Below are 24,690 nucleotides of genomic sequence, written 5' to 3' on the forward strand. Positions count from 1 at the left end.
TAAAATTTTATCTGTGCAGGGATTAAGTAAGAAATAGAGAAAAGTTCGGAACGAGGTAACAGATTAGCGCTATCAGCGCGAGGGGGTAAGCCGTTAAATACCTCCCTGAATAGTATTAAGGCAGCAGACCTTAACAAAATTTTGGGGTGTGGTGGCTTAGTTGCCTTTTGCGTCTTTCTTTCATCTGTTTCCTTGCTCTCCATACACGGGAAGGCTACGACATAACCATGATCAGACTGACTGTTGTTATCCCCTTTCTGCTGGCTCTTGTCATTTTCAGCGCCAGTAATCAGGACCCGCTGGATATGTGGCTTCTCACATACAGCTGGAAATGTTCGGCTGGCGTTCTGGCGCTGAGCGTTGCCGCTATTGCCTTCGTTATGGGGGCTTTCTGCCTGTGGGTGGCGGAGCTGGTGCAGCGCCGCCGTGCGCGCAAGGCAGAGCAGCGGATCAAGGAGCTGGAAGCGCAGCTCGCGCAGGTGCAGGCGGCCTCCGCCGTGGTCCCGCATGCTGTTCCGGCCTCTCAGCCGTCTGGCTATCCCTCTCTTTCCACCACACAGGACGATCGTATCTGACTATGAAGCGCAAGACTGGCCTGATTGCGGCACTGGATACACAAGACGCGTCCACGGCGCAGACCTGGGCACAGGCCGTTGCGCCCTCCGCCGGGGCAGTCAAGCTGGGCCTTGAATTTGCCTACGCGGCGGGGTTCCCGGCCATAGCGGATGTTGCGGGCGCAACGCCGCTGTTTCTGGACCTCAAGCTGCATGATATCCCCAACACGGTCGCAGCCGCCATCAGATCCCTCTCCAGCCTGCGGCCCAGAATGCTGACACTGCATGCGTCTGGTGGTCTGGCCATGATGGAAGCGGCCCGCCGCGCCTGTGATGAGGCCTTCCCGGAAGGGGCCCGCCCCGCCCTGCTGGCCGTCACGGTGCTGACCAGCCTGGATGATGAGGCTCTGGCCGAAACCGGTGTGATGGATGGCGCGCGCGCGCAGGTTCTGCGTCTGGGCAAACTGGCCATGCGCGCCGGGATTGATGGTCTGGTTTGCTCCGCGCATGAACTGGCCCCGTTGCGGGATGCACTGGGCGACGCCCCTTTGCTGGTAACACCGGGAATCCGGCCTGCCGGTAGCCAAGCCGGAGATCAGAAACGAATCATGACCCCGCGCGAAGCCAGCCAGGCCGGTGCGGACTGGATTGTGGTGGGTCGCCCCATCACCCAGGCGGCTGACCCGGCGGCTGCGGCTGCGGCAATCGCGGCAGAGCTGGCAGCATAAACCATGGTGCCTTTGTCCGCTCCTGCCGTGCGTGGGGTCAAGATCTGCGGGCTGACGGAAGAGGCCGGATTTGACGCCTGCATTGCACATGGTGCGGACTGGGTGGGGTTCGTATTTTTTGATCGCTCCCCGCGCTGCGTGACCCCGGCGCAGGCCCGGGCGCTCTCCGGGCGGCATGCAGGTGGCCCGGCGCGTGTCGGGCTGTTTGTGCATCCGGATGATGAAACACTGGCCCGTGTGCTGGACGGGGTTTCTCTGGATATCCTTCAGATCTATGCCTCATTTGAACGCGCTGCGGAGGTGTATGCGCGCTTTGGTGTGCCGGTCTGGCTGTCTCAGCCGGTCTCCGCGCGGGCGGACCTTCCCGTGGCCTGCCCGGCGGCGGTGGAGCGGATACTGATTGAACCCAAACCGCCTGCGAGTGCCTCGCGCCCCGGCGGTAACGCCCAGAAACTGGACTGGGGGCTGATGCAGGGCTGGACGCCCTCCTTCCCGTGGATGCTGGCAGGCGGGCTGACACCGGATAACGTAGCGCAGGCCATAGAACAGAGCGGTGCTCCCGCGGTGGATGTGTCTTCCGGAGTGGAGAGCGCTCCCGGCCTCAAAAGCCCGGATGCGATTGCTCGTTTCATTCAAAACGCCCGGTCTGCACTTTTTTCTGGCTGAGAGTGGGAAAACGGATGTTTTTCCTCTTGCCTGATCCGTCAGAGTTGCTATTACCACACCCGCGCCGGAGAGATGGCCGAGTGGCTTAAGGCGCACGCTTGGAAAGCGTGTGTACGTTAATAGCGTACCCAGGGTTCGAATCCCTGTCTCTCCGCCAGCCTATATCTTCCCTTTAAAAACAAGCACTTACGAAGATACGTCACTACAGATTTGTGTGGTGTAGTGACATGTCCAGCGTTACATATCCGCAGGTATGAACGACATGAACAATATCTTCAGGCGGGCAGGTGCCCAGACATGGAGTGTGCGCTTCCATGTGCCTCGTGATCGTCAGTTAGATGTTTGGTCCCGGGATTTGATGGTGTGGTATTTTCACATGAGTGGAAGGAAGCATTATGGGACAGATACGTCATGAGAGCGCCACGACCACGCACGCCGTGCGAGCGGCAATACAACGATCGCAGGCTTCGCTCGCGGCGCTGAGCGAGGCGTTCGGGATCAATCCGAAAACGGTGGCGAAGTAGCGGAAGCGTCAGACTGTCGAGGATCAGAAGACAGGTCCCAAAGAGCCGCGCTCAACGGTTCTGTCCGAGACTGACGAAGCGGTGATCGTGGCCTTTTCGTCGGCATAGACCGCACAAGCAAGTTTGCGGTAACGCAGCTTGTGGACAAAGCCAACAGACGAACAGCCTGGGAATTTCTCGAATATCTTCTGCGCATCGTTCCTTATCGGGTTCATACCAACCTGACGGACAATGGCATCCAGTTCGCCGAGCAACCCCGCAACCGGGGCACGGCATGGTCACGTTCCATGCGTTTCGACATGATCTGCGAGGTCAAGGGATCAAGCATCGCCTGACAAAACCCAATCACCCCTGGACCAATGGTCAGGTCGAGCGAATGAACCGCACGATCAAGAAAGCAACTGTCAAACGCTTCCATTACGACAGTCATGAGCAGTTGAGGACGCACCTCAATGACGTCATCGCCGCGTATAATTTCGGGCGACGGCTCAAGACACTCAAAGGCCTCACACCCTATGAATATATCTGCAAGATATGGGCTTCAGAGCCAGAACGATTCATCATCAATCCAACCCATCAAAGCCTGGAACTAAACACGTAGGCCGGTTTCCTGCACTTTTCTGGTTCTTCTGGCTGTTATTTTCAACCTATGATAGAGATATCTCGCGCTTGGTCGCGCACGAAAAACGAAGTGCCTCCCCTTTGTCGGGTGGCCTGCGAATATAACACCCGGTTTCGGCCAATTGTGGTGAACGGCGACGGTCGTCTACCGCAATGGGGAATAAGCAGGGCAGCGTTCACTTCGTTATCGTTGCGACCAACCACCTGACGCCAGGCGGCGTCAGGAGACGTTTTTTACACGTCCTTGGTCGGACAGATAAAACGAGGTTATGACATCGTGAATTCGGAAACCCTTCATAAAAGAAGTCCCAAAGTGCTTCTCGTCACAGGGGCTGAAGCAACATATTTTCCGTTGATGCTTGAACTGATTCATTCAATCAGAAAGCATCCTGCCGGGAAGGATATGCCAATTGGCATTATTGATGCAGGTATGACGGAAGAACAAACTGAAATTCTGCAACATAAAAACTGCTTTATTAGACACTTTAAGCCTTCCTCTTTCAGAATTCAGAAGGCAGTAAAATCCAGAAAAGCATTGGCTGTTAATCTGGGAAAATTGTGGCTTGATAAAATCTTTCCGGACTATGATCTGTTTGTATTCCTTGATGCTGATACATGGATCCAGAGTTGGGAAGCCATAGAATTCTTGATTGGAGCAGCGAACGAGGGCTCTCTGGCAGTTGTTGGAACATGGAACAGGTATCGTGATAGCCTGCCTGTTCATTGGTATTGGGGGTTAATTCCGGTTTTCCGCTCATTCAACTTGAAAGCGGCCTATCATGCAGGTCTGCCATTGTCAGTTCTCAAAAAAATGAGCCGTTATCCTGATCTGAATGCGGGTGTCTATGCTTTGAAACGCGATGCGCCACATTGGGACAGAATGCGGAAATGGCAGGATATCATTCTGAAGAAAGGAAGGCCATTTACATCTGATGGTCTGGCAATGGCATTGGCCTGCTGTGTTGACCAGATGCCATCGCAGCGGCTCCCTCCAGCATGTAATTACACGTTGCATTATCAGCCACTTTACGATGAATTCAAGAAAAGATTTGTGGATCCTTTTTACCCCCACCATCCCATCGGTATCATGCATCTGACAGGGCATAAAGCCATACGGTCCAGTTTGGAAGAAACATTAGAGTTTGAAAGTATCTTGGGACGAAGTTATCAGATAAACCCGCGTTACAATGATAGGAAATATCAGATTTCATGAGGTATTCATGGAAATGATTTTTAATTAGATACCCTTACATTCTGATGCTTCCTGATGTTCTATATTCAGGAAGTGCTAATACCAATCGTTGTTTGCTGCGATCCGTGAGTGACAGAGGAGGTTTCTATAGCCAGAGACAATTAACAGGTCCTCTGATTTGCATGGGTTCTGGCAAACACCGGTTGGTATTATCAGACCGGTAAAGCTGTCCGAACGAACGGGACCACCTCTGTGCAGACTGCTTTGCAGGCAAGTCTGTAGCGTAGATGGGATAACAGGTGGAACATCTGTTAAAGGTGCAGGGGGGCGTGTTTGAACGCAGATCTGTCAAGCGTAGTCTCTCGATTCTCTGCATGAATGTGATGTCAGGCTTCGAAGAGAGAACGGTCGGGGTATATACGATAGGTGCCCTGCCGATCTCGTTCATAAAACTTTCACGATATAAAATGGAACAGGCTGTTTATTCTGAAGGGGATTTCTTAATTTACAGAGCATTGGGATTATGTGATGCAGTCCTGCACCGTCAAAGGGTCTTCCTCCGATAGCTACAAGGCACAGGCTGACCAGAGCGATCTCTCATCAGCCTTTGGGAAGGCAGTCAGAAAATCGACTGATACAAATAAGGATAGTGCTGGGCCTGTGTCTGATCAGGATGCAGACAGTTACGTAGATAGTTCAAAATACGCCAAAAATTACAGCGAGTGGGACCAGTTAACAGCAGGCTCATCAGACTCGGGCGATCAGGGAAAGGATATCGGGCGGCAATATGCAGCAGTGCAGCTTCTGGCAGATAACTGGCAGAAATGGGGCCTGCATGACGCACATATTGATTTCAGTGATCCATCAACATGGAGCAAGCTGCCGCCAGAGGCGCAAAAAACGCTGAAAGTGATTTCACGCAGCCCATCCATGATCAGCGCCTTGGAGAATACGGGAGCCAAGGGAAAGAAGTCGACTGGGGTTATCACGCTGTCGCAGGTCAAGGATTTTGTAAAAAAATCCAATTCTGATCTGAAAACGGCGATGTCATCACTCAAGTCATATGAAAAAAAGAATCCTGATGCCGGAGCAATGTCGCTTACTCTGGTGCGTCAGGCCGCTTTGGTTATGGCCAATCAGACCCTCATAGCCGGGGCCGGAGAGCAGATGCAGGCTGGTGCGGCTGATCAGCGGCAGGATAACTCCGGAATTCACAAGGATAATCTGGCCGCCGTTGCTTCGGATAAGGGGCTCGGCAGTGCGCTGAATGAAGCCGCCAATGTGATGAGCCAGAACGCCATTTTTTCCGGCCTTGATGTGGCGGGAAATGGTCCTGGTGGTACCGGGGCAGATGGAGCGGTTGGCCGCGGTAATCTTGTTGACTGGATCAAATCCGAAGCACCGACAAGCGATAGCAGTTTTCTGTCTTATCTTAGTGAGAATGCGATCAAGCAGTCCCTGCCAGATATCGATTCCAAGAAGATTGGTAAGGACATATTTGAGAACCCACAGAATTACGATGCCGCGACCAAGGCCGCCGTTCTCAATCAGCTTGAAAATGATGAAAGCGTTATGGAGTCAGGCAAGTCTCAGGGGCTATGGTCTGGTAAAATGGCGAAGTCGAAAGGTTTGAGTTCCAATTATAAGAGTGAACTTGCAGATCTTCAGTCCAAAATAAAGCAGCTTCAGTCAGACTCCGATGTTCAGAAGTTTGAGAAAACAGCGGAAAGTGATGGACTGAAAAGTATTGCTGACAGTGACCCTACTTTGAAGGCCCAAATCAGCAGCTATTATAATACAAGCGAATTGACCGGCGCGAGCCTGAATAGCGATTTGAACGCTAAAGATAGTAAAGGCAATGGCGTCAGTATTGGCACCGGCTTGCAGAATTTTGTGAGTCAGACGCACACGCTCGATGGTCTCCTTGGAAAAAGTGGTGCGGATGCAACAAACCTTACTGATATTTTGAACAAAAGCGGTGATAAAAATGAAATTGAGCAAGCTTATAGTAATGAAATTCTGAATAAGGATACTTTGACGACAGCTTTGCAGGGTGTTTCCACGCCTGATGCCATGGCGCAGATCATCAGTAATTATCAGGATGACAATTCAGCCTTTAGTTCAGTGTTGGGTTCAGATTATACGCAAAAATATACCAGCCAGATTCAATCAAATGTACAAAGCGCCATTTCGGATGCCGAAAATAACATAGAAGAAACCACAAATTTCTTGAATGCATTTTGTGATGACAACGGCAAAGCCAGCGATTCCAAGATCAAGGCCTATGTCGAGAATGCGCAAGCGCAGAACCCTGAAGCGTTCAACGCGACAACAGCGGGAAGCGTTATTAAAGAAATTAAGAAAATCGTCGATCTTGTTCGTCAAGGTTATAAAATTAACGATGCCATTGAAAAATATGAAAAAGCAAAAAAGGACAAGAATGGAGCGGCTGAAGACCCTATTGAAAACCCTGCAGGTGGTGGAGAAGAGGGCCAAGCTGCGGTAAATCCAGAGGATGGCGCAGGGAATCAGGCTCCGGTGAATCCCGAGGATGGCGCAGGGAATCAGGCTCCGGTGAACCCCGAGGATGGCGCAGGGAATCAGGTTGAGGGAAATCCTGAAGGAGAAGAAGGAACTGCGCCAGCGGCGGATAACGGTGCTGGTGGAAAGAATGGTGGCCTAACATCCTGGATACCTAGCCCTGACACTGTCTATTCAAATGGTGCACTGCATCTGACGAGCAGTGGGCTTAGTGCCGGGGTGCTCGCAGCCTCTATTGTTCAGTATGCTGCGGGTTCACGCACAGCTACTGGTCGAGCTGGTCTTGCTGCCTCCAGCATGCAGTTTGTGGGAGGAACAGCGGAAGGATCATCAAAGCTTCTGAAATCGATACTAAAAAAGCAGGCCAAAAAAATTAAGGCAAGTATCGAAGAGCAGGGGGGAGCAGAAAATGCGGATGATGCAACAAAGGCAAAGAAAGCGGCCAATGATGCCTGGACAAAAGGCTCTGCCTGGGGTGAGGTCGCTGGAAAAGAACTGGGTGCCGCTGGGGGGATTGCTTCAGGTGTCATGAGCCTGATGAGCGGCGTGAAGGACCTGAAAGACGGTGACAAGGTCGATGGCGGCCTGAACATCACTACGGGGAGTCTGGACACCCTGAGCGGTATAGCCGGCGCGGCGGATGGTGCGGTATCAGCTGCGGATGCTGCTGGTGTTAGCGTTGGTATTGCTGCAGGCGTAGCGGGCACCGTGGCCGGATTGGCTTCGGGTATTGCCGCTGGTGCTGGTCTCATCATCGGGCTTGTCGAGTTGATTATACAGCAGGTAAAAAAGAAGAAAGAAGAGCATAACTATTTTAATCAGCTTTCCAATCTCTCGGATTACGGAATTGACGGAAGCTCCGAGAGCACAAAAAGCAAAAAGTCCTGACCATACAAACTGTTAAAAATCCTCCTGCTCAAACGAGCAGGAGGATACAGGGCCAGACGCGCACGACTTCATGTGTTCCATGCACCCGCGTTACGAAATGTCCCAGATACCCGATCTGTTGGAGACGGGTAATAAGGATCTCCGTCCTTATCGGGCCATATGAGGGTCCGTGCGGCTTGGCTTTCCGTTTTCCATATGGCCTGCCCAGCGCATAAAAACATGCTTATGTTGGTCTGTCAGGACCAGATCATACCAGTTGTCAGACGATGCAATAGGCCACACGATCTGGGTTGCGTGCCCGGATGGCAGCGTGAGATCATGGCTGGCACCACTGTATTTTTCCGATATGTGTATCGTGACGGGCGTTTTTTCTCGATTATGCAGGGAGACAACAAGAGTGTTGCCCTGTGGCGTGTAACGCAACGTGCATGCGATTTGAGGGCGGCTATGAAACTCACGAAAGAAGCCGTTTGGTCCATGTATCGTAACAGGTTTCTCTGACATGGCGTCAAGCTGCACAGTTATGGCCCGGCCTGCACAAACAGTGTAATGCCGCGCTATGCCAGCGTCCCGAATGCGCAGAACGGCACCCTGAGCCCCATCGTTGATAATATGCAGGCTACCATTCGCCAGAACATCTGTATGGAGGCTGTAAGGCAGCGCTCGCGCAGGTCTCTGCCCGGTCTCTTGCCTTGGCAAGGTTTGCCGGGACGGGATCTCCGGTTTTGGTAAAGAGCAGGATTTTCGAGTTTCGGCCAGATATGTATCAGTGCGAGGGAGAGTGGCCTCCCATCTGCGGTCAGTCTGTGAAAAGTCGAAAATTGATGTCATATCGCCACAGATGCTGCGCCGCCAGGGTGTAATAAACGGGCATGGCACACCAAAGCGGGCTTCAAGAAAGCGCAGGATAGATGTGTGGTCAAATACCTGAGAATTGACCCAGCCCCCTTTGGTCCATGGGGATATGATGAGAGCAGGCACACGCGGCCCTAAACCTACGGGAACACCATGATAGCTCTCTCCCTGTGTGGAAGCCGTGCTGATGCCTTGCTTCTCATCAAGAGCTGGAATTGGGGGTGGAACATGATCAAAAAAACCGTCGTTTTCATCATAATTCAGAATGAAAACAGTTTTTGTCCATACATCAGGATGACGGACAAATACGTCCATCAATGCAGAAATCAGATATTCACCATAACCCGGTGGGGCGTTGGGATGCTCGCTGAGAGCCGTTGGTGGCACAATCCATGAAACCTGCGGTAAGGTTCCCTGTGCAACGTCTCGTTCAAAAGCCGCGATAAGATAACGCCCTTCCGTATTATGCATATCCGCAGGGCCAGATCCGGGCACAATCGTGCGTGCTCGCCGGTAAGCCCATGAGTTTCTATCAAGATTGCGAAATGCTGCAAACGAGGCGAGAGGATTATCGCCGAAATTGTCGTATTCCTGATAAACACGCCAGGAGATGCCCGCGTCCTGAAGCTTTTCTGGATATGTTGTCCAGTTAAACGGCGTGAAGTCAGGGTGATCTTTTGTGATGTCGGCGGACCAGTTCCCGTCATCTACGTTGTCAACAACCTGCTTTCCGGTATTTCCCACGGCCAATCCGCTGGTGCCGCTGAAGAAATACAGGCGATTGGGGTTGGTCGGCCCGAATATCGATGCGTGATAGGAATCACAAATCGTAAAAGCATCGGCCAGAGCATAGTAGTACGGAATTTCGGCACGGGTAAAATAACCCATGGTCATCGGCGTTTTGTGGGGTACCCATGTGTCCCAGTTGTTCCATGCGGTCTGGGTGCCTTTCCAGCTATGGTCAAGGCTTGCAAGGCACGCGCTGGATGTATGTGCGGTATTGAAGAGGAAGGGCAGGACATGGCCACCCTTCCCGTCCGGCTGGGCAAAGACACTGCTGCCGTTGGACAGAGTTTTGGCGCGTGGGTCACCATACCCCCGTACGCCCTGCAAGCAGCCAAAGTAATGATCGAACGAGCGGTTTTCCTGCATCAGGATCACGACATGTTCGACATCCTGTATCGTGCCGGTCACCTTGTTGGGGGGCACGGCCAGTGCTTTTTTGAGGTTTTCCGGTAGGGCTGCCCCTGCCGTCGCGGCAGCGCTGAATTTCAGGAACTGGCGACGGTTCGGGGCAGAGACCATGATATTATCCGTATTATGAGGCGAAAAAAGACAGTGCCCTTTTAGAAGTGTTTGCGCACAGTAAAGAAGACCATGCGCGGTGCACCGGCCTGAAGGGTCTGAAGGCTGCCAGTTGGGTCGGTCGGGCGGAAGCCCGCGCTGCCGACTGTGGCGACATAGCGTTTATCAAACAGGTTGGTGACGTTAATCTGGGCATCCAGACCGCGCAGGGCCCAGTTGGTGCTGTGGAAGCGGTACCCAACGTTAAGGTTAAAGATATCGTTGGGATTGACCCACTGATCGTTCGTGTAGGTGTAAGTGCGTCGGCCCTGATACTGCATGCCGAAGTTACCCCAGATCGAGCCATCATCATAGCTGATCTGAACGTTGGCCAGGTTCCGTGGCATGGCAACAACGCTTTTGCCTTGAGTGTTGTAGGTTATGCCACCTGTTGTCAGGTCGTTGTTATAGGTGGACTGGTTGTATGCGTAAGAGACATACAAGGACCAGCTATCTGTGAAGTGGTAATTGAATGCGGCATCAATACCGCGGGCTGTAACGCCGCCACCATTGACCAGAATGCTGGGGATACCCTGCACGTTGTTGGTTGCGTTTGGTGTAATGGAGAGCAGTCTGTTTTGGAATTCAACGTAGTAACCGGTCAGAGAAGCCTGAATGTGGCGGTCATGATAGCGGTAGCCGATTTCCTCACTGTAGGACATCTCCGGGCGCAATGAGTTTCTGGCCGAAGCATAAGCTGCTGTGGTCATGGCGAACGGGCTGGTTGCACCGGTTGAGGAGTTGTCAAAAGCAGCCATGTTCCGTGCGAAATCAGCAAAGATTTCGTGGTGGCGGCTCAGGCGATAGTTGGCGCCAATCTGCGGCAGGAAGCCATTGGCGGATGTGATGGAACCACCGGCATAGGTATTGGTATCCGTTGGTACGCCCATAGAGTTGCCCTGCAACTGGCGGCCATGGTTATCAACTACCAGAGACTTGAAGCCGTAGTTCAGCTTCAATGCCGGGATAATCTGCCAGGTATCCTGAAGGTGGAACTGATAGGTTTTCGTATTGAAAGCACTCTGCCACTGGGTTTCAAACGCGTTGTTGTGGAACCAGTGAACAGAACTACCGGTATATCCATCTTCACTCAGCGGATAGAAGCGGCGCGCCTGTTCAAAATTGTTGTTTTCGAACCAGAAACCCCCTTCAATCGTGTGATGTCCGATTTCGTAAGACAGACTGCCAATAAACCCTTCGCGATGAATGTCATATTCAGTGGTGCGAACTGAAATCGGGGAACCGCCGAGTTCGGCAGGTGTTGCAGTATACGGTGTTGCGTAAATACCCTGACCTGTATTGGTGTGACCGTAAATTGTTGCAAAACCCTTCAGGTGGTCTGTCAACTTGAAATCGAGTTTTCCATATCCCAGCACGTCTTTACGCAGACCGGCAGAGTTATAGTAAGACTGGTCCTGATCCTTGATGCCGGCAGGGAAGGGCGTGTTGTTCTGGTAGGCTCTCGCAATATCTTTTGCGAGCCCGTAATTATTTGTAATATTGTCGAGATTATATCCAATTGTGCGAATCTGCTCTTTGGAAATATCCTGATAATCGTTTTCCGCGCGCTGGCTGTAGTCTCCAAACACGGTCAGTTTCACCCTGTCACCCAGAGGCTGCACAAGCTTGGCGTTTGCCTGCTGCTGCTGCTGGATTCCGGTACCTTTCCACTTGTTGGCGTCCTGATAGTCATAGGACATATACATACGCCCGCCACCGGGGAGTATGCCGGTGTTAACGCGGGCAAAGGTGCGCCATGTGCCATGGGACCCACCTGTGGCGGCAACATCCACACCGAATTTCTTGGTTGGGTCTATGGAGGTGAATTCAAGCGCCCCGCCGAGGTCGTTGGAGGCAGCAACACCGACAGACCCAGCGCCTTGTGCCAGTGTCGCCGCGCCGTTGTTTTCTGTCTGGAGCGCGCGGCCAATGGCAAGGCCGTTATCGTTGGCATAGGCAAGGTTACCAAGTGGAATACCGTCCATGGTAAAGCCCAGACGGCTTTGATCAAAACCACGGATAATGATTTGCTGTGACCATTCATAAGACCCTAACGGATCTGATGACGTAAACATGACCCCCGGCAGCTTGGAGAGGGTCTTGAGCGGACTGGTGCCGGGTGCGACCTGCTGAAGAGCCATATGGGAGAGTTTCTGTGTCTCACGCGCTGCACCAGCCCCGAGTACAACAATGGATTCTGCCTGATTAGCCTGGACAGAAGTCACTTTTGCTTTTTTTACAGCAGAAGCAGTTTTGCCTTTCTTTGCTGCCTTGGTGCTGGTCTGTTGCGTGCCGGCCTGAGTAGGCGTTGCAGCAGTTTGAGCGTGCGCGTTGGAAAGAAACAAAGAACTCAAACAGGTTGTAAGAAGGAGAAGTCTACTCCGTTTCATGCAACGTGATTCCTCATATGAAAAGGCTCCCTGCGCGGGATTGTGATGTCGCGGCGAGACTATGTTTCTGACAACGGAGTGTCTTGTTGTGGTTTTGTGAAAGGAAAATTACAAAATTATGAAATTAAATATTTGTGTGTAAAAGAAATCTGCGAATTGTTTTTTTGGAAATATCATTTATTATTTTTAATGCGTTAGAGTAGATAAAAAATCTTCTCATTCTGAATTCGCTATGAATTCTAAGGTTATGTTTGAAGGATGATCGCCTTCTTGTGGAGTATTGGGGTGTTTTGTGGTGCGAATTGTGCAGCGTCGCCTTCAGAGACGGTGCGGGCACTGGATGATGAGCTTCGCATACGCGTTCTGGACCCTGGAACTGCTGGCACCGTTATGGGCGATACCAGAGTTTTTCCTGCAGGTTTCGGGCGGCGTTATGATCAGAACATGCGTTTATAATGCCCTCTAAAGAGGGCTCGGTGACGTCTGATGCACCTGAAGCCAGCTTCCTGCGGTATCGATACTGATTGTTGCAGGTTTGTAGGCGTCAGGTGTGGCGTTAAAAATGCTGTCAACATATGTCTGCGGGTTACGGTCATAGAGCGGGAACCAACTGGACTGGATCTGTATCATGATCTTGTGACCGGGCAGGAACGTGTGGTGCACAATGGGCAGCCTCATGCGATAGGTCTGCGGTGTATTGGCGGGAATAGCTTCCGGATGTGCAAAACTGTTTCTGTAGCGGCCACGCAGGATATCTGCGCTGATCATTAACTGGTAGCCGCCCATTTCCGGTTGATCGGGGACCTCATCGGGATAAACGTCAATCAGTTTGATCACAAAATCTCCGTCTGTGCCGGTTGATGAGGCGGTGAGATGCACAAGCGGCTGGCCGGTTATGGAAACGGCTTTTGTCAGTGTCTGGGATGTAAAGGACGCGACATCTGGCCGCGATGCCGCATTGCGCTGGTCACTCGCCAGCCACCATTGCCATTCCGAGCCGGGAAGATTTTTTGAGATGACCGGCCTCTGCACATAAGGAACGGGGTGCTCGGGGTCGGACACATACTGTACTGTTTCGGCATCTTTTGTGGTGGGGTTGAGGGTCAGGCCATGATGGGTAGCAAGCTGGAGGACGGTGCACTCTGTTGTGCAGTCCTGCGGCGAGAGTGCAGGCATGCTCTCCCATTCATTTGTCCCGGTGCGGAACGCGGTGACACGGGCGGGAAGAGGGATTGAGCTGTCTTTCAGATAATGAGCGAGGAACGGTTCCAGAATTTTCTTGCGAAAATATAAGCCTGTATCGGAACGCAGCTTCACGGGGCCAAGTGTGCTGGCCTCTTTGATTTCTCCCCCATGATTCCATGGGCCCATGGCCAGCCAGAGGTCGGGTTGTGAAGCGGGAACTTTCTGCAGGGCATAGTAGAGCGCGATCGCGCCGTAATTATCTTCCTGGTCCCATAGGCTGTGGACAAGAAGTGTCGGGACGGTAAGGCCTTCTTTGGGGAGAATGCGGTCCAGCGCCTGAGACTGCCACCAGTCATCATAAGCGGGATGCGCCAGAATTTGGCGGAAAAAGCCGATTTGCTCCATGCCGTGGGCTCTGGCGATGGAACCTGCGGAAACACCGTTCAGGAAAAGCTGGTAGTTATCATAATCTCTGCTCCACCACTTGAGTGTGTTTTTGGGTGTTGCATCCTGATTGTAGATATAGGGAAGCATTTCCTCCCGGAAGGCGCCATTATGGAACCAGTCATCTCCCATCCATCCATCTACCATGGGATTCATGGGCACCGAAACTTTCAGGGCTGGGTGAGGGTGAATCAAAGTCGTGAGAGCGGTATAACCATCATAGGAGACACCAATAATGCCAACTTTCCCGTTGCTTTCAGGAATGTTGTGAATGAGCCATTCAATGGTGTCCCATGTATCTGTGCTGTGATCAACTTTTGTGGAATTTAATGGACCACGCATGGGATGATTCATGACGTAGCGGCCTTCTGACCCATATTTGCCGCGTACATCCTGAATAACCCGAATATAGCCACCATCAGCAATGACATCAGGCATATTGTCATACCCTTGCAGGACGGAGGTCATGGTTCCGCTTTCTGCCAGAGAGGTCATGTGGTCGGCATTGTAAGGGGTGCGGGTTAGAAGAATGGCGGCGTTGTGTGCATTTTTAGGGATCAGAACAACTGTATGTAATTTTACTCCGTCTCGCATGGGGATCATGATGTCTTTTCGGACAAAATCAAAATCCTGATCTTTTAAGACAAATTTCTCAGGCATATCCTGAAATATGCCATCAGCCTTGCCTGCCTGCTGTGCATGAGCGGGCATGCTTGCTGTCAGAAGAAGTGCGAGAAGAGCAGAGCTTTTTTTCATAATGGCCTTGGGTGAGAATATGGAAAGCCGGACACATGCCCTGTGCCCGGCCCATGTCGGTTGATTTTTTAGAACTCGGCGGTGAGTGTCCCAAAGAATTGCCGTGGCGCTGCGACAAACAGGTTGGCGTTATCGTCACCCTGCACGGATGCAGCACCATAGACGCCGCCAATATAGTTTGCGTTGAACAGATTGGTTATCCCAAAAGTTGTTTTGAGATTCTGCGTAAAGCCAATTTTCCCAAAATTATAGGCAAAGTTCGTGTTGGCAACCCAGTAAGCCGGAATGCTTTCATCATTCAGATAGGTCATCGGGCGTGAACTGATATAGTTGACGTTGAAGTTAAACATGGCCCGTTTGTATGTATAATTCAGGTTCGCCTTATACATGAACTTTGGATAGTAGACCTGATGCTTCCCTTTGATATCGTATGATGTCCCACCATAATTGATGGAGCGGCTTTGATATTGGGCATCGTTCCAGCTGAAGCTGTTTGTAATTTCAAGCCCTTCCACCGGGCGGATTGTCCCCATGACGTCCGCACCGTTCACGCTTTCTTTCCCGACGTTCAGGAAAGCACTGTTTGCGTTGTTTGCGCTTCCTTCCGTAATGGCGGCAACGCGGTTGTAATAATCGGTATGATAAAAGTCAGCCGATATTGAATACAGGCTTGTGTCATATCGATACCCTGTGACGTAATTCCATGTCCGTTCAGGGCGGAGAATGCTCTTGTTGGTATCAAACACCTGTTGGGCCGTGTGTCTGGAGTTGCCCAACCCGCCCCACGGGGTGCTGCTTGATGTCTGGGAATAATAGTCATAGGCACGCATATTTTCTGCAATATCAAAGTAGAACTCATGATGATTGAGAAAGTGATAATCAAAGTTAATGTGGGGCAGGAACGCTGCGGAGGCTGTTAGTGTGCCATTGGCCGCATGGCGATAATACGTATTCCATCCTTCTGCGGTTAACTGCTGCGTGTAATCATCCTTTGTTCCGCCATGTGTTGTCTGGGTGAGGGATTTGAAGCCCGCCTGCAGATTCATACCGGGAATGATTGTCCAGCGGTCCTGAAGGAAAAACTGGAACGTATTGGTGTTATAGGAGTCATTGAACCAGGTATGCCCGGTGCCCTGTTTGAAATCAGAGAGCCAGTTATGGCCAGAGTTCAGACCATCTTCATAGAGTCTCTGATTGTAAATCCAATGGTTGTTTTCATACCACACGCCCGTTTCAATCCGGTTGTGGTGCGGTGCTTCTATGGTGAATTTCTGGGTGCCGCCGAGACGACGCATGACGGCATGCGCCATGGAGAGCGCCATGGGAACACCTGTTACGGTGCCATCTGGAAGGAGTTCAGGTGTGCCATAGGTCGGAGACGTGACAAAGTTGTTGGTGCCACCGTACAGCCCGCTGCTGACGTTTCCATAAAGGACGGTGTCAGACTTTACTTTATCAAAAAGATCGTAATGCGTGTTGATTGAGGAAAGGTAGGTGCGCTGGAGTTGTGAGGAATCCCACGCATAATCGCCAATTTCATCATTGGAGAGGCGACCCTGGTATCCTGGCGGGACGTCAGACGTATATTGTGCATAATACGCCCAGAGTTTTGCCTTATCATAATCGGGTTTCAAATATGTGGAGTTCGGCCCCATTGTTCTCCACATGTTTTTGGTCATGGTCAGATAGTTGCCTTGGGCGAAGTTCCCATAACCAAAAAAGGCAGTGACTTTCCCGCGGCTGCCAAGGGGCTGGACAACTTTTGCATCCGCCTGCAATTCGCTTTGGTAGCCTTGCCCTTTCCACAGGTCTGTTTTTGTGCGTGCGAAGGAGGCGTAGAATTTTGTTCCTGTGGAATTCAGAATTCCGCTGTCAGCACGGCCATAGGTGCGGAATGCGTTATAACTGCCGAATGTCTGGCTGATTTTGCCACCGGCCTTGTCCTTTGGGTCTGATGAGACATATGTCATCGCGCCACCAAGGTTCTGGGCGGAGAAGGAGTCCAGCGCGCCGGCTCCCTGAGACATTGTCATCCCGCCGATGTCATCCTGAATCATAGCCTGTGTGATGGAAACACCGTTGTTGTTGGTGAAACCCTGTGTTCCCAATGGGATGCCATCCAGTGTTGCGCCAATCTGCATTTGCGTGAACCCACGCATGAAGAAGGTGTTTCCGTATGTATCAAGGCCGAATGCATCTGTTGATGTGAAGTTGGCACCAGGTGTGGTCTGGGCCAGGATCTGCATGGGGTTGGTGCCCTCAACAAAGCGATCCATGACCTTGCGTGACACGGCAACTTCCGCACCTCGGCTGGCGATGCGGCGTGTGCTGACGTTTATTTCCTCGCTCTCTTTGCTGTGCAGCGGGCCGGAATGGTGGGGGCGCGGCGCTGCGGCATGCACGGCGCCGGCGGGCAGGGCACTGGCAGGCGCGGAAGAAAGGCTTTTGCGGTGTTTGGCCCGGATGGGCGTCTTGAGCGAGTTCTTGGCTCCATGCAGGGAGGCCGCGGCTGATGCGTCGGGAATAACGAGAAGGCTTGCGAGTGCTGTGCCAAACAGCAAAACGGCCCTGCTATAATGGGCGCAGAGTGTTTGACAGTGGTGACGCATCTAAGAAACCCCTTTCATTAACGTAACGAACTATGGTGTCCAAACCTTGCTGGGTCAGCCGGGAGCCGAGCATGAGAGCCCTTGCGCCGTAGGCCATGTTGTTAAATCGCAACGTACTATGTCAATCTCAAAATAGAGAGGCGTCCGATAACCTTGCGTTAAGGGCGGAATATGTATGGCGATCAATAAAATTGGGGAATGAAGCGGCCTACAGAAAAGGGCTGCCTCGTTCATCGAGCGTTCGGCCGGGTATCAAGTGCCTGCCTGCCAGAGCCGTGGGCCGTTGCATGCGCTGTTTTGAGGCGGATAACAAGGCGGCGTGCATGCGGGGCTAACGCGGGGTTGCCCTGTTCAAGGGCGGGCAACGGGCCGGGGAGGGAGCAAGCAGAAGGTGTAAGGACTCCCGATTGTCCTTGATCCTTCGGTGCGTTCTGTATTTCTGAAAGTCCGTGATTCGAGATACGGCTTTGAAAACCCCTGAAGTTCTGTAATTTTCCCTTCCCCTGCCTTTCTTACTGACAGAGAGCCGCTTCCATCCAGCTTGCGATGCCAAACAGGTGCTCGTCTCCAAGAGGGTGCCCCATTGCCATGAGCCCTACCGGTGCCGAGCCGTGTTCGTGGCAGGGCAGGCTGATGGCGCAGCGGTCAAGAAAATTGGTGATGGTCGGGTTACGCAGGAGCAGGAGATTGGTGGCGGTGTAGGTTTTGTCGTCCTGCAAGGCGTCGATACGGGGTGCGATAATGGGGGCAGTGGGCATCAGCACTGCATCGTACTGATCAAGTATTTCAGCGGCTTTTTTGATGAGTGCGCTGCGGCGCAGTCTGAGCGTGATGTAGTTCACGGCAGTTTGTTCCTTGCCGCGCAAAATCCGCTTCAGAACAAAGGGGTCATACAGATCTGCATGCTCTTCAATCAGCCGGGCGTGCCAGGTGAGAGATTCCGGCGCAGGGAAGCCGCCCAGCGCGTTGATTTCGGGAAGGGTATCCAGTTCCGGGAAGGAGAGATCCTTCAGAACGGCACCAGCCTGCTCCAGCCTGCGCAGGGCCTGTGCATAGGTCCGGGTGACAGTGTCATCCAGACCTTCCGTCACATAGGTGCGCAGAACACCCAGACGCGGCGCGTTGGGCAGTGTGGCGTTGTGCAGGGTGATGGCTTGGCCGGACAAAGCCTGATCCGCAGCGCGGCAACAGGAGACCGTGCGGCCCAGACTGCCAATGGAGTCCAGCGTGAAAGAGAGCGGGACGGTGCCTGCTGTGGAAATGCGGGAGGCAGTAGGTTTGTATCCCACAAGCCCGTTCAGGGCGGCGGGAATACGGCAGGAGCCGCCAGTGTCACTGCCAATGCCGATGGCGGCCATGCCATCACTTACGGAAATGGCGGCCCCGGAGGAAGACCCGCCCGGAATGCGGCGGTTCTGGCGGTCCCACGGGTTTGCGGGGGTGCCGGTATGCGGGTTGATGCCAACACCCGAGAACGCAAATTCGGTCATGTTGGTGCGGCCAACCGAAATCAGCCCGGCTTTGCGCAGGTTGGCAACGGCCGGGGCGTCCTGTGTTGCAGGGGCGGCCTGCTCCAGAACACGGGACCCCGCGCGGGTGACAGACCCGGCTTCATCAAGCAGGTCTTTGATGGAAACAGGCACGCCTGAAAGAGGAGGAACCGGAAGGCCCTGTTTGCGCTGGCGGTCGCTCTCATCCGCAGCCGCCCGGGCTGAGGCGGCATGAACGGCGACAAATGTGCGGGCCCCTTCACCATTCGGGTCCGCAATGCGGTGCAGCGCCTGTTCCACCAGATCCCGGCTGCGGAGCGTGCCGTCTGCCAGAGCCTGCGCCATGGAGAGAAGGGAGAGAGGGGCAGCACTCATGGCGAGGGGACTCCGGTTTGTTTTACGGCCTGCTTCAGCGTTCCGGCGTGCTGCGGGCCGGGGTTTGTCGCGTGTCTGCTCTCAGGCTGTGGCAGGCAGGTCTTTCAGGGTAACAATCAGGGGGACATGGTCTGAAGGACGTTCCAGCGCACGTTCTTCCCTGTCGGGCCAAGCCGTTATCAGCCGTTCGGCCACGCGGGGGGAAAGCAGGGCGTGGTCAATCCGCAGGCCGCAGTCACGCTGCCAGGCTCCTGCCTGATAATCCCAGAATGTATAGGCGGTGCCGCTCGGGTGCAGGGCGCGCAGGGCGTCAGTCAGCCCCAGCCATAACAGCCGCCGCCAGGCAGCCCGGCTTTCGGGGCGGACAAGGGCATCGTCCGGGCCAAGTGCGCCGGGGGCGCAATCTTCCGCTGTGGGGCAGACGTTATAGTCTCCGGCCAGCACGAAATCGGTTTCGGTAGTCAGAAAAGCTTTGGCTCGGCGGGCGAGGGCGTCAAAAAAGGCCAGCTTGGTCGCATAGCCTTCTTCCCCGCCGGAGTTGCCATTGGGCAGATAGAGGTTCCCCAGCGTGATGCCCTGCGTGCGGATTTCAACATAACGGGCTGCCGGATTTTCAAAGCCGGGGAGGTGATCTGTGGTGGTTTCAAATGCACCCCGCACCAGAGTGGCGACCCCGTTATAGGATTTCTGCCCCACAACCGCACATTCATACCCGGCGGCGCGGAAGGCTTCAGCAGGGAACTGCTCTGTCTCGCATTTGATTTCCTGCAGCATCAGCACATCTGGTGTGTTGCGGTGCAGCCAGTCCAGAATCAGGTCCTGCCGCTGACGGACGGAGTTGACGTTCCAGCTTGCGATTTTCATGCGACGGAAAAGCTTGTGCCGCACCCGCAGGAAGACGCCGCATTGGGGTTGTTGACCGTAAAATGCGCGCCCATCAGCTTGTCCGCAAAATCCAGTTCCGCACCGGCCAGCAGGTCCAGACTGACGGGGTCAACCACAACCAGAGCATCGTCCTTTTCCAGCAGGATGTCGTCTGGCGCGATGTCTGTCTTGTCAATCAGTCGGAACTGATACTGAAAGCCATTGCACCCCCCGGCTTCCACCGCCACGCGCAGGGCGGCGGGCGGAGCCTTTCCTTCCGCGGGAGCGGAAGCGGTGCGTGTGGCAATCACACGGGCAATGCGCGCGGCTGCGGCATCGGAGACAGAGAAGGGCAGGGGCTGGGTCATGCTTTTCAGATAGCGTGTGTCGGGCCCGGTTTGAAGGGGCAGCAGGGGGATGCATGGTCAATTTTCACGCAATCGCCTAATGTATGGGGCGTATGCGGGTGTGTGGCGTCTCACGGCCTGCGTCAGAGGAGCAGGACCGGAAGAGTGATGGGATTACAGGCCGCCGCACAGATGTCTCTCGCCCCCTATGCCGTGCAGATGGCGCCGGGGCGTGGCCGCCGCTTGCATGCGGAGGAGGAATCTCTCACCCGCTCGCCCTGGCAGCGTGACCGGGACCGTGTGGTGCATTCCTCCGGGTTCCGCCGCCTGCAGTATAAAACGCAGGTCTTCATCAATCATGAAGGGGATTTTTTCCGCACCCGGCTGACCCATTCTCTGGAGGTGGCGCAGGTTGCACGCTCCATGGCGCGGTATTTGCGGCTGGATGAGGATCTGACCGAGGCCGTGGCGCTGGCGCATGATCTGGGGCACACGCCGTTTGGCCATGCGGGGGAAGAAGCCGTGGCCGCCCTGATGCAGCCCTGGGGCGGGTTTGACCATAACACGCAGGCGCTGCGGCAGGTGACCTTGCTGGAGCGGCGCTATCTGGCGTTTGATGGTCTGAACCTGACATGGGAAACACTGGAAGGGCTGGCCAAACATAACGGGCCGGTGCGTAACCCCTCCGCCCGCCTGCGGGAGGTGGATGCGCAGTGGCCTCTGGACCTTGGAACCTATGCCTCGGCGGAAGCGCAGGTGGCCGCACTGGCCGATGATATCGCCTATCATGGGCATGATCTGGATGATGGTGTGAAATCCGGCCTGCTCTCGCTGGATGATCTGGTGGATGTTCCGCTGGTGGGGGAAGCGCTGAGCGAGGCCCGCAGGCTGGCGGCTGATCTTCCCTCCGGCACGCCGCACACGCAGCAGCGTATCCGGCATGAAATGGTGCGGCGGGTTATTCACGCCCTGACAACGGATGTGCTGGTGTGCTCCCGCAGGCGGCTGGCCGAACTGGCTCCTCAGAGTGTGGAGGACATCCGTCAGGCGTCTGAGCCGGTTGTGGCGTTCAGCCCCGGCATGGCGGAGGCCAACAAGGGGATCAGGAAATTCCTGTTCGCAAAGCTTTATCGCCACTGGCGGGTCAACCGCATGACGTACAAGGCGAAGCGTGTGACAGAGGAACTGTTCACCATTCTGGTGGAGTCGCCCAGGCTGCTGCCGGATAGCTGGCGCGAACCCGCACTGGCGGGGGATGAGGCCGGATTACGGCGCACTGTGGCCGATTATGTTGCCTCAATGACGGATCGATACGCGATGGAAGAACATCGCCGGTTGACTGATCTGTCCATAGCGGGCTGAAAACGCGGTTCTGTCGCTTTCTTTTGGGATCTTGAGTTCATGTCAGACTGTTTGTTCCAGCGTTATCGTCACCACGTCCTGGCCGCCGTGCGGGAAATGCTGCCTGAGGTGCCGGAAGAAACGCTGGCGCGCGTGGAGGTTACCCCTGCGCGTGACCTCTCCCATGGAGATATGGCGACCAACGCGGCGCTGCTGCTGGCCAAGGTGGCTGGCCGCAAGCCGGCTGATATTGCGGCGGAGCTTGTAACCGCGCTGGAAAAGGTTGAGGGCGTGGCCCGTGTTTCCGCCGCCGGGCCGGGCTTTGTGAACATGACGCTGACACCGGACGTGCTGCGCGCCACACTGCCGGCAGTGCTGAAGGCGGGTGAGCGCTATGGCGAGTCCAACGCTGGCGCCGGGCTGCGCGTGAATGTGGAATATGTTTCCGCCAACCCCACCGGCCCGATGCATGTCGGCCATTGCCGCGGGGCCGTGGTGGGGGATGCGCTGGCCAACCTGATGGCCAAGGCGGGATTTGCCGTCACCAAGGAATTCTACATCAATGATGCCGGGGCGCAGGTGAAGGCGCTGGCATGGGCCGTATACTGGCGCTACCTGCAGGCGCTGGGCACCACGGTGACGGAGGAGGCGTTTGACGCCCTGACCCCCACCGGCCTGCAATATCGCGGTGACTATCTGATTCCGGTGGGTGAGGCTCTGGTTGAGCAGTACGGCGATAATCTGGCGGAACCCGGCGCGCTGCCCGCCCCGGAACTGACATGGCTTGATACCGTGCGCGAATTTGCCGTGGCGCAGATGCTTGCAGCCATCAAGGAGGATCTGGCGGCGCTGGGCGTGCATCAGGATGTTTTCACATCCGAGGCGCAGGTGCTGCGTGATGGCGTGACCGATGCAGCCATCGAAACGCTGAACAAGCAGGGCCTGCTGTATGAAGGCGTGCTTGAGCCCCCCAAAGGCAAGCTGCCGGAGGACTGGGAAGAGCGCGAGCAGCTCCTGTTCCGCTCCACGCAGTTTGGTGATGATGTGGACCGCCCGATGCGGAAATCGGACGGCACGAACACCTACTTCGCCAATGATATCGGCTGCCATGCAGACAAGGTGGCCCGTGGCGCGCAGATGATGGTGGATGTGTGGGGGGCGGACCATGGCGGGTATGTCAAACGCATGAAAGCCGCCGTCCGCGCGGTGACGCACGATACCGTGCCGCTGGAAGTGGTGCTGTGCCAGATCGTGCATATCCTGCGTGATGGCCAGCCGGTCCGGATGTCCAAGCGTGCGGGCACGTTTGTCACGCTGCGCGACCTGATTGATGAAGTGGGCAAGGATGCCGTGCGCTTCACCATGCTCACGCGCAAGAGCGATGCCCAGATGGAGTTTGATCTGGATCTGGTTGTGGCGCAGAAGCGCGATAACCCGGTCTTTTACGTGCAGTATGCCCATGCGCGGTGCCGCTCCGTTCTGCGGTCTGCTCAGGAGGATGGCTCTTACGGTGCCGTGACGGCTGAGGCTCTGGCGGGTGTGCCGCTGGGCCATCTGGAGTCCGAGGCAGAAATGGCTCTGGTGCGGCGCATGGCGGAATGGCCTCGGCTGGTGGAAGCCGCGGCTCTTGCGCGGGAGCCGCATCGCGTGGCCTTCTATCTGGCGGACCTGGCGGGTGATTTCCACGCGCTGTGGAACCGTGGGCGGGATGATGCGTCTCTGCGCTTTCTCCAGCCCGACGCCCCGGAAGCCACGCGGGCACGGCTGGCGCTTGTTGCTGCAACAGCAACAGTGATCCGGTCCGGGCTTGCTGTCATGGGTGTGGAACCTGTGGAGGAGATGCGCTGATGAACGAAGACGATAAAGGGTCTTTTGACGACCGGATCAACCGTGCGCGGGAACGCATGAGCACGGATTATGCCGCCGCGCCGCCGCGCCGCGCCGCGGCCTCTGCCCCGGCAGCGGGGGGCGGCGTACTTGCCCAGCTTCTGAGCAGTGATGCCGGAACCCGCAGGCTGGTTTACGGTGCGGCGGGCCTTGGTGGCCTGCTGGTTCTGGGTATTGGCGGCTGGGCGCTGGTGGGGCACCACCAGAGCGGGATTCCCGTGCTGGGTCCGCCAGAAGTTTCCATGCGCACCAAGCCGGTTGATCCGGGTGGGATGCAGGTTGATGGCCTGAGCACGCCGGAAGCGGATGATGGGCAGGCACACCCCGTGCCCGCGCCGGAAAAGCCTGACCCGAGTGCCCTGGCGGCGCAGTATGGTCAGCAGGCCGCCAAAACGGCGGCAACGGAAGCACCGGCTCCGGGGAGTGCGGCTCAGCCTGCGGATCAGGCCAAAGCTGCAGCAGCTCCGGCTACCGGGCAGTCTGCCGGGCCGGAAGGGGCCGCGCCGGGAGGGACTGCCGCGCAGGCCACTCCGGCCACGCCAGAGGGCACCGCACAGACGGACGCCACGCAGCAGCCTGACAGCCTGCCGGACTCCAGCACGGGTGTTGCGGATGAGTCTGCCGCCGGAGATGTCGCCGCCAGCGCGCCCGCCGCAGCCCCCGCGGTTCCGGCCGCGAGCAAACCCGCGCCCAAGGTTGCGGCCAAAAAGGTGGCACCGGAGGCGGCTGAACCAGCCAGCCCGGCCACCAGTTCGGGCACCACCCAGCCTTCTGCCCCGGCCCCGGTTGCCAGAGCAGGTGGAAAATTCCGTGTTCAGCTGGCAGCGCTTCAGACAGAGGCGCAGGCCCAGCAGGAGTGGAGCCGCCTGAAAACGCACTACCCGACGCTGTTTGCGGACCGCACACCGGTGATTGAAAAAGTGCAGCGCGATAATGCCGTGTTCTACCGCCTGCGGGTGAGCGGATTTGGCTCTGTGGCGGAAACGCGCAGTTTCTGCAGTGCTGTGCGGGAGCGCGGGCTGGGCTGCACACAGGTCCATTAAAGGCAGACAGTAATGGATGCCGCACAGCCGTCTTCCAGCAGGCCGG

General features: G+C 55.2%; 15 protein-coding genes, 1 tRNA gene and 1 pseudogene. 10 read left to right on the forward strand and 7 right to left on the reverse strand.

Annotation, left to right across the window (positions count from 1 at the left end; all coding sequences use genetic code 11):
• Window positions 1–227 precede the first annotated feature (227 nt).
• From GOB82_RS10060 to GOB82_RS10090, 7 genes and pseudogenes are all read left to right on the forward strand, one after another.
• The gene (locus GOB82_RS10060) at window positions 228–575 is read left to right on the forward strand and encodes a lipopolysaccharide assembly protein LapA domain-containing protein (RefSeq protein ID WP_166122667.1); all 348 of its coding nucleotides are present in this window, start codon (window positions 228–230) and stop codon (window positions 573–575) included.
• Between the two features lie 2 nt (window positions 576–577).
• Window positions 578–1,282: an orotidine-5'-phosphate decarboxylase gene (gene pyrF, locus GOB82_RS10065; protein ID WP_166122668.1), complete on the forward strand. Its 705-nt coding sequence runs from the start codon at window positions 578–580 to the stop codon at window positions 1,280–1,282.
• Between the two features lie 3 nt (window positions 1,283–1,285).
• The gene (locus GOB82_RS10070) at window positions 1,286–1,948 is read left to right on the forward strand and encodes a phosphoribosylanthranilate isomerase (RefSeq protein ID WP_166122669.1); all 663 of its coding nucleotides are present in this window, start codon (window positions 1,286–1,288) and stop codon (window positions 1,946–1,948) included.
• A 66-nt stretch (window positions 1,949–2,014) separates the two neighbouring features.
• Window positions 2,015–2,105, forward strand: a tRNA-Ser gene (locus GOB82_RS10075).
• Between the two features lie 238 nt (window positions 2,106–2,343).
• Window positions 2,344–3,073, forward strand: a pseudogene (locus GOB82_RS10080) (integrase core domain-containing protein).
• Window positions 3,074–3,406: 333 nt separating this feature from the next.
• Window positions 3,407–4,306: a glycosyltransferase gene (locus tag GOB82_RS10085; RefSeq protein WP_166122670.1), complete on the forward strand. Its 900-nt coding sequence runs from the start codon at window positions 3,407–3,409 to the stop codon at window positions 4,304–4,306.
• A gap of 639 nt (window positions 4,307–4,945) precedes the next feature.
• On the forward strand, window positions 4,946–7,714 hold the full coding sequence (locus GOB82_RS10090; RefSeq protein WP_166122671.1) for a type III effector HrpK domain-containing protein: 2,769 nt from the start codon (window positions 4,946–4,948) through the stop codon (window positions 7,712–7,714).
• Window positions 7,715–7,861: 147 nt separating this feature from the next.
• On the opposite strand, the gene GOB82_RS10095 is transcribed toward GOB82_RS10090, so the two are convergent.
• The 7 genes from GOB82_RS10095 to GOB82_RS10125 all read right to left on the reverse strand — a co-directional run bounded on the left by GOB82_RS10095 (window position 7,862) and on the right by GOB82_RS10125 (window position 20,394).
• Complete coding sequence (locus GOB82_RS10095; protein ID WP_166122672.1) at window positions 7,862–9,874, reverse strand: phosphocholine-specific phospholipase C; 2,013 nt, start codon at window positions 9,872–9,874, stop codon at window positions 7,862–7,864.
• Window positions 9,875–9,915: 41 nt separating this feature from the next.
• Window positions 9,916–12,303 carry a TonB-dependent receptor gene (locus GOB82_RS10100; RefSeq protein ID WP_166122673.1) on the reverse strand — a complete coding sequence of 796 codons (2,388 nt, stop codon included), beginning with the start codon at window positions 12,301–12,303 and terminating at the stop codon, window positions 9,916–9,918.
• A 462-nt stretch (window positions 12,304–12,765) separates the two neighbouring features.
• Window positions 12,766–14,688: a CocE/NonD family hydrolase gene (locus GOB82_RS10105; RefSeq protein ID WP_166122674.1), complete on the reverse strand. Its 1,923-nt coding sequence runs from the start codon at window positions 14,686–14,688 to the stop codon at window positions 12,766–12,768.
• A gap of 68 nt (window positions 14,689–14,756) precedes the next feature.
• Complete coding sequence (locus GOB82_RS10110) at window positions 14,757–17,297, reverse strand: TonB-dependent receptor domain-containing protein (RefSeq protein ID WP_166122675.1); 2,541 nt, start codon at window positions 17,295–17,297, stop codon at window positions 14,757–14,759.
• Between the two features lie 512 nt (window positions 17,298–17,809).
• Window positions 17,810–19,162: an amidase gene (locus tag GOB82_RS10115; protein WP_166122677.1), complete on the reverse strand. Its 1,353-nt coding sequence runs from the start codon at window positions 19,160–19,162 to the stop codon at window positions 17,810–17,812.
• A gap of 81 nt (window positions 19,163–19,243) precedes the next feature.
• Window positions 19,244–20,026 carry an exodeoxyribonuclease III gene (locus tag GOB82_RS10120; RefSeq protein WP_166122678.1) on the reverse strand — a complete coding sequence of 261 codons (783 nt, stop codon included), beginning with the start codon at window positions 20,024–20,026 and terminating at the stop codon, window positions 19,244–19,246.
• Window positions 20,023–20,394, reverse strand: coding sequence for a HesB/IscA family protein (locus tag GOB82_RS10125; protein WP_166122681.1), 372 nt, complete (start codon window positions 20,392–20,394; stop codon window positions 20,023–20,025). Before GOB82_RS10125 ends, GOB82_RS10120 begins: the two co-directional genes overlap by 4 nt.
• A 171-nt stretch (window positions 20,395–20,565) precedes the next feature.
• On the opposite strand from GOB82_RS10125, the gene GOB82_RS10130 reads away from it, so the two are divergent.
• The 3 genes from GOB82_RS10130 to GOB82_RS10140 are packed head-to-tail and all read left to right on the forward strand — an operon-like array spanning window position 20,566 to window position 24,644.
• Window positions 20,566–21,735, forward strand: coding sequence for a deoxyguanosinetriphosphate triphosphohydrolase (locus tag GOB82_RS10130; RefSeq protein ID WP_166122718.1), 1,170 nt, complete (start codon window positions 20,566–20,568; stop codon window positions 21,733–21,735).
• A gap of 39 nt (window positions 21,736–21,774) precedes the next feature.
• Window positions 21,775–23,562: an arginine--tRNA ligase gene (gene argS / locus GOB82_RS10135; protein ID WP_166122682.1), complete on the forward strand. Its 1,788-nt coding sequence runs from the start codon at window positions 21,775–21,777 to the stop codon at window positions 23,560–23,562.
• Window positions 23,562–24,644, forward strand: a complete 1,083-nt coding sequence (locus GOB82_RS10140; protein WP_166122684.1) for an SPOR domain-containing protein — start codon at window positions 23,562–23,564, stop codon at window positions 24,642–24,644. Before argS ends, GOB82_RS10140 begins: the two co-directional genes overlap by 1 nt.
• Window positions 24,645–24,690: the final 46 nt, after the last annotated feature.

This window comes from Acetobacter farinalis (assembly GCF_011516935.1).
Lineage (GTDB): Bacteria > Pseudomonadota > Alphaproteobacteria > Acetobacterales > Acetobacteraceae > Acetobacter > Acetobacter farinalis.

Excerpts from the sequence above, each read along its gene's own strand:
- GOB82_RS10125 (WP_166122681.1), bottom strand. The coding sequence starts at position 20,394 with ATGACCCAGCCCCTGCCCTTCTCTGTCTCCGATGCCGCAGCCGCGCGC.
- GOB82_RS10095 (WP_166122672.1), bottom strand. The coding sequence starts at position 9,874 with ATGGTCTCTGCCCCGAACCGTCGCCAGTTCCTGAAATTCAGCGCTGCC.
- pyrF (WP_166122668.1), top strand. The coding sequence starts at position 578 with ATGAAGCGCAAGACTGGCCTGATTGCGGCACTGGATACACAAGACGCG.
- GOB82_RS10060 (WP_166122667.1), top strand. The coding sequence starts at position 228 with ATGATCAGACTGACTGTTGTTATCCCCTTTCTGCTGGCTCTTGTCATT.
- GOB82_RS10070 (WP_166122669.1), top strand. The coding sequence starts at position 1,286 with ATGGTGCCTTTGTCCGCTCCTGCCGTGCGTGGGGTCAAGATCTGCGGG.
- GOB82_RS10130 (WP_166122718.1), top strand. The coding sequence starts at position 20,566 with ATGTCTCTCGCCCCCTATGCCGTGCAGATGGCGCCGGGGCGTGGCCGC.
- GOB82_RS10100 (WP_166122673.1), bottom strand. The coding sequence starts at position 12,303 with ATGAAACGGAGTAGACTTCTCCTTCTTACAACCTGTTTGAGTTCTTTG.
- GOB82_RS10105 (WP_166122674.1), bottom strand. The coding sequence starts at position 14,688 with ATGAAAAAAAGCTCTGCTCTTCTCGCACTTCTTCTGACAGCAAGCATG.
- GOB82_RS10115 (WP_166122677.1), bottom strand. The coding sequence starts at position 19,162 with ATGAGTGCTGCCCCTCTCTCCCTTCTCTCCATGGCGCAGGCTCTGGCA.
- argS (WP_166122682.1), top strand. The coding sequence starts at position 21,775 with ATGTCAGACTGTTTGTTCCAGCGTTATCGTCACCACGTCCTGGCCGCC.
- GOB82_RS10140 (WP_166122684.1), top strand. The coding sequence starts at position 23,562 with ATGAACGAAGACGATAAAGGGTCTTTTGACGACCGGATCAACCGTGCG.
- GOB82_RS10120 (WP_166122678.1), bottom strand. The coding sequence starts at position 20,026 with ATGAAAATCGCAAGCTGGAACGTCAACTCCGTCCGTCAGCGGCAGGAC.
- GOB82_RS10110 (WP_166122675.1), bottom strand. The coding sequence starts at position 17,297 with ATGCGTCACCACTGTCAAACACTCTGCGCCCATTATAGCAGGGCCGTT.